The organism is uncultured Paracoccus sp. (genome assembly GCF_937873615.1).
In the GTDB taxonomy this organism is placed as follows: Bacteria; Pseudomonadota; Alphaproteobacteria; order Rhodobacterales; family Rhodobacteraceae; genus Paracoccus.
Genome location: NZ_CALMYP010000048.1, coordinates 1 through 5120 on the forward strand (window position 1 = coordinate 1; position 5120 = coordinate 5120).

At 65.3% G+C, this 5120-nt stretch carries 5 protein-coding genes; all 5 read left to right on the forward strand.

Annotated elements, in window-relative coordinates; translation table 11 throughout:
- On the forward strand, positions 1-659 hold a 659-nt coding region (locus Q0330_RS11050; RefSeq protein WP_299478777.1), incomplete at its 5' end, for a hypothetical protein.
- Positions 656-2644 carry a terminase gpA endonuclease subunit gene (locus Q0330_RS11055; RefSeq protein WP_299478780.1) on the forward strand — a complete coding sequence of 663 codons (1989 nt, stop codon included), beginning with the start codon at positions 656-658 and terminating at the stop codon, positions 2642-2644. The genes Q0330_RS11050 and Q0330_RS11055, both read left to right, overlap by 4 nt.
- On the forward strand, positions 2641-4233 hold the full coding sequence (locus Q0330_RS11060) for a phage portal protein (protein ID WP_299478783.1): 1593 nt from the start codon (positions 2641-2643) through the stop codon (positions 4231-4233). Before Q0330_RS11055 ends, Q0330_RS11060 begins: the two co-directional genes overlap by 4 nt.
- Positions 4230-4487, forward strand: a complete 258-nt coding sequence (gene gpW, locus Q0330_RS11065) for a gpW family head-tail joining protein (protein WP_299478787.1) — start codon at positions 4230-4232, stop codon at positions 4485-4487. Before Q0330_RS11060 ends, gpW begins: the two co-directional genes overlap by 4 nt.
- 11 nt (positions 4488-4498) lie before the next feature.
- On the forward strand, positions 4499-5120 hold a 622-nt coding region (locus tag Q0330_RS11070), incomplete at its 3' end, for a S49 family peptidase (protein WP_299478790.1).

The following is a 5120-nucleotide window of genomic DNA, read 5'->3' on the forward strand; positions in this document are numbered from 1 at the left end:
GCCTAAATTCGTTCCTAAAGAGGAGCCTAAAGAGCACTAAAATGCAGGTTCTCTCGAAGGGCGACTTCGCGCGTGAAGTTGGCGTCTCGCCCGGCCGCGTGAGCCAATGGATCGCCGAAGGCAAGATCGGGCCGGATGCGCTGGAAGGCGAAGGGCGCTCGGCGAAGATCATCGTCGACCGCGCGCTTGAGCAGATCAAGGTGCGGCGCGACGTCGGGCAAAGCCTCGGCAACGGGATCGGCACGCGCCTCCTCGGCGCGACCCCGGCGACCGAGCAGCCGACGAGCACCGCCCCGCCGCTGCGCACCGACGACGTCGCCTACCAGATCCAGCTTGAGCGGCTGAAGAGCGAGCGGCGGAAGAACGAGCGCGATGCCGTCGAAGAGGCGACCCGCCGAGGGAAACTGGTCCCGGCCGACGACGTGCGCGCGCAGATGGCGCGGCTCGCGCGGCAGGTGGACGAGGTGAACGCGGCCATGCTCGTCGACTTCGCCTCTGCCATCGCCGGGAAGTTCAGCCTTCCCCAGCGCGACGTCCTGCATCTGTTGCGGGAGGTGCGGAACGAGAAGAAGGGTGTGGCCGCCCAGGTCGTCAAAGAGCAGTCCGAGGATGTGCCGGCCACCGTGGAATACGTGATCGAGGAAGGCGGCGAAGCATGACCTCCATGACGGTCGTCGTCGCCAATGCCGAGCGCATCGCGAACGACGTGCTGGCCGAGGTTCTGACGCCCCCGCCGCCGGTCAACTATCTGGCATGGGCCGAGCGCAACATCGTCTTTTCGGAGCGCGAAAGCCCGCTGCCGGGTCCGTATAACCGCGATCTGTTTTTCTACTTCGACGAAATCCTGCGGGCGCTGTCTCCGAGCGACCCTTGCAGGACCGTCACGCTGGCGAAGTCGGCGCAGCTTGGCGGCACCGTCCTCGCCAATATCTTCTGCGGCGGGTCCATGGACATGGACCCCGGTGACTTTCTTTACGTTCATCCGACCGACTCGAACGCGCAGCGTTGGTCGAAGATGAAGCTGGCGCCGATGCTGAAAGGCACGACGGCGCTCGCTCGTCTCTTCCCGATGCGCTCGCGCGACGGTCTGGATAGCGTTCTCTACAAGGAACGGGTCGACGGTCGCGGCGCGATCCAGATCTCGGGGGCCAATTCGCCGGCCTCCCTGTCGCAAGTCACCATGCGCCGGCAGGTGCAGGACGACCTCGCGAAATGGGAGATGAACGCCGCCGGCGACCCGGAGACGCAAGCCGACAGCCGATCCCGCGCACACGAGTTCGCGAAGGTCTTCAAAATCTCGACGCCGCTCGTCGAGCCGGGGTGCAGGATCACCCGGAACTTTGAGGACGGAAGTCAGGAACGTCTTTTCCTGCCATGCCCGCACTGTGGCGAAATGCAGACGCTGGAATGGGAGAATTTCCAGCAGTCGATCGACGAAAAGCATCCGGAGCGCGCGCATTTCACATGCGTCGCGGATGGGTGCGGCGGCGTTATCGAAGAGTTTCATCGGCCGCAGATGTTCCGCGAGGCCAAGCGGCGGGAAGCGGAAGGCGAGGAAGTCTGGCGCGCCGGCAACCCGGCAGCGAAGCGGGTCCATCGTTCCTTTCATCTGTGGTCGGCGTATTCGCTCCTGCAGAGCTTCGAGCGGATCGCACGCGAATGGTTGAGCGCCAAGGGCGACCCGGCGTCCGAGCAGACGTTCTTCAACGACACGGTCGGCCGCGCCTACCGGACGCTCGGCGAGGCGCCGGGATGGGAGAGCCTGCGGGACAGAGGGGCCTTGTCCTTCTATTCGCGCGGTTCGATTCCTGTCGGCTATCCGCTGCTTACGATCGGCATCGACTGCCAGAAGGATCGTGTCGAGGCGCAGATCGTGGCATGGGGCCGCGACTTCCGCCGTGCCGTCATCGAATATGTGGTCTTCCCCGGCCACATCAGCGAGGACGGTTGCCGCGCCATGCTCGACGGATTGATGGTGCAGACGTGGCGCAATGCGCATGGCCGCCCGATTCATGCCGACATGGTTGCGATCGACGGCAACGCATGGACCGAGGACGTCTGGGGCTGGGTGAAGAAGCACCCCACGTCCCGCCTGATCATGGTCCGCGGCGTGCCATCCGAGTCGGCCCCGTTGATCGCCGCGGTGAAGAAGGAGCGGAACACGAAGACCGGCAAGGTCAAGCGGTATTCCCGCCGGTTCTTCAACTTCGCGACGTCGGTCTTGAAAATGGGCCTCTATCGCAATCTCGCGAAGGACGATCCCTTGCAGCGCGGCTTCGTGGCCCTGCCGCGCGGCCTCGAGGACGAGTTCTATCGCCAGCTTACGGCCGAAAGCCGCAAGGCGGTGCGCACGAAGTCCGGCTTCGTCAAATACGAGTGGGTGAAGGATCCGGCGCAGGCGAACGAGGGCCTCGACACGCATCTTCAAGCCGAGGCGGCCGCCATCAAGTTCGGCATCCGGTCGATGCCCGACCAGGTCTGGGACCGATACGACGCCGAACGGGAGTGTCCGCCCGAGGCTGTGCAGGGCGACATAGAGGATTTGCTCACGCGGATCGTCCCAGCCAATCAAGCCCCGCCGCCGGCGGACGACGAAGAAGAGAAACGACGCCAGCGGCGGCAGAGGTGGAAGAACCGTAAATGACCGAGAAGCCGAGGGTCCGAGTGAAGGCCGGCAGCGCCGCGCGCTCGTCGTCGGTGCCGCGCAGCGGATACCTGCGCGACACGCGGTCGGCCGTCCTCTCGTCGCGCCCGGCGGTCCTGCGGGAGCACCGGGACGACGTGCGGGCGGTATGGCGACGCACCGCCGCCCTCGCGCTCGACCTGATCCAGAATTCCGGCCAGCTTCGCGGCGCGGCGGACCAGGTGATCGCCGACACGGTCGGCGTCGAGCTGGTCCTCAACCCGCAGCCCGATCTTCGCGATCTCGGCTATAGCGAAGCGGAAACCGCGGCGCTGGTCAAAACGATCAAGCAGCGGTGGAAGCGATACTTCTGGGAGCCGCGCGAGTGCGACTTCCGGGGCAAGTTCTCCGGTCCGCAGCAAATCGACATCATGCTGCGCTGGGATATGGCCTATGGCGAAGGTCTCGGTCTGATCGAATACATGCCGCGCGCCCAGCGCCGGCAATATGGAATCACGAGCGGAACCAAGCTCTGCCTCGTCAACCCCACGAAGCTCGTGCAGGACACGAACGAGATGGAGGGGCTTTTTCAGGGCGTCGTCCACGATCCGAACGGACGCCCCGTCGCCTACCGGATTCAGGAGAAGGAAACGGGAATCATCGTGAAGCGCGATCACCGCGCTTACGACAGGGACGGCCGGCAGCGCGTCGTGCATGTCTTCGATCCGATGGACGCCGGCGACGTTCGCGGCATCAGCCGCCTCGCGGCGGCTTTCCGCCAGCATATCCTTCGCGAAACCTTGGTCGACACGACGATCCAGACGGCGATCCTGCAGACCGTGTTCGCCGCGGCGCTGACCAGCGCCTCCCCCTCGGCCGACGCCTTCGAGGCGATCGAGGCGATCGAGGACAAGGAGTTCAAGGACAGCTATCGCGATTTCTTCATGGCCGCGCTCGACCGCGCCGCCGAGGGCGAGATTTCGATCAGCGGCAATCCGCGGGTGTCCCATCTCGCCCCCGGCGAGAAGCTGGAACTGCTTTCGACGCGGACGCCCAGCCCGGAGTTCCTGTCGGTCAACAGGGAGTTGTCGCGCGACATCGCGCGGGCGATCGGCATCTCGTTCGGCGGCCTGACGATGAACCACGAGAACGCGACCTATTCGTCGGTGCGGATGGAGAATTCGTCGATCTGGCCAGTCGTCGTCCGTCGCCGCGAGCGCATTGCCGCGCCGCCTTGCCAGTCTCTTTACGAAAACTGGCTGGACGAGGAAGTCGGCGAGAGCAGGATCGAGGTGAAGGGCGGATACGAAGCATTCGCCGCGAACCGGGAACGCTTCGCGTGGGCGCTTTGGCAGGGTCCGGCGAAGCCGTCCGCCGACGACGGAAAGAGCGCGAAGGCGTCGAGCGAGCGCATCTTCAACGGCACCTCGACGCTGGCCGACGAGTGCGCCGAGCTCGGGAAGGATCCGGACGAAGTCTTCGAGCAGCGGCAGCGCGAGCACGATCGCTATGTCGCCGCCGGCATGCCGTCGCCCTTCGTTCGCAACCCGGCCTCGAACAAGGACGGGGATCGGGAAGAAGACGAAACCCGGAAGAAAGAGAGGGCATGATGACGACGGTGCTGATCAATGGCGTTTCCGTCGACATCAACAATCCGTGTGAGGTCGCCTCGGAACTCAAGAAGGCCGAACTGATCATCGCGACCGGCGGCGGCGTGGCCATGACGCGCTTCGGCGAGGATGAGGTCCGATGGAGCGCGGCCAATGCCGCCCGGCTGCGGGAGCTTATCGAACGGTACGAAAACGAGTGCGCCGCCTCGCAGGGCCGCCGCCGGCGCTATGCCAAGAGCATGCGCTTTGTTTGAGAGGGCATCTTATGCCAGCCTTTGACCGCATCTGCTCGATCTTGTTCGAGCAGCCGCACCTTTACCATCCGAGGAAGGCCGAGACGGTCATTCGGATGCTCGGCCCGCGCCTGACCGGGTTCCCGGTCAGCGTCGTCAACGGCGAAGGCCCGGTCGACCATGTCGCCTTTTCGGCAGGGCGCCCATCTGCCGGCGTGCTCGGGGATCGGCTGGGTCGTGCCTATGATCGCGCCGGCGCGCGTCCCTTCGACATGATCGGCCGCGTCGCGGTGATTCCGATCGAGGGGACGCTCGTCCACAAGGGAGCATGGGTGGGGGCCTCGTCGGGGGAGACGTCCTATCAGGGCCTGCAGGTGCAGATCGCCCGCGCCGCCCGCGACGAAGACGTCGGCGGCGTGGTGTTCGAAATCGACTCCTTCGGGGGCATGGTCAACGGCGCTTTCGAGACGGCGACCGCCATCCGGAAACTGTCGGCCGCGAAGCCGACGATCGCGATCCTGACCGACTACGCCTATTCGGCCGGATACCTGCTCGCCAGCCAGGCGCGGCAGATCGTCATGCCGGACTTCGGCGGCGCCGGTTCCATCGGCGTCGTGATGATGCACGCCGATTTCAGCGGCAACCTCGAACAGG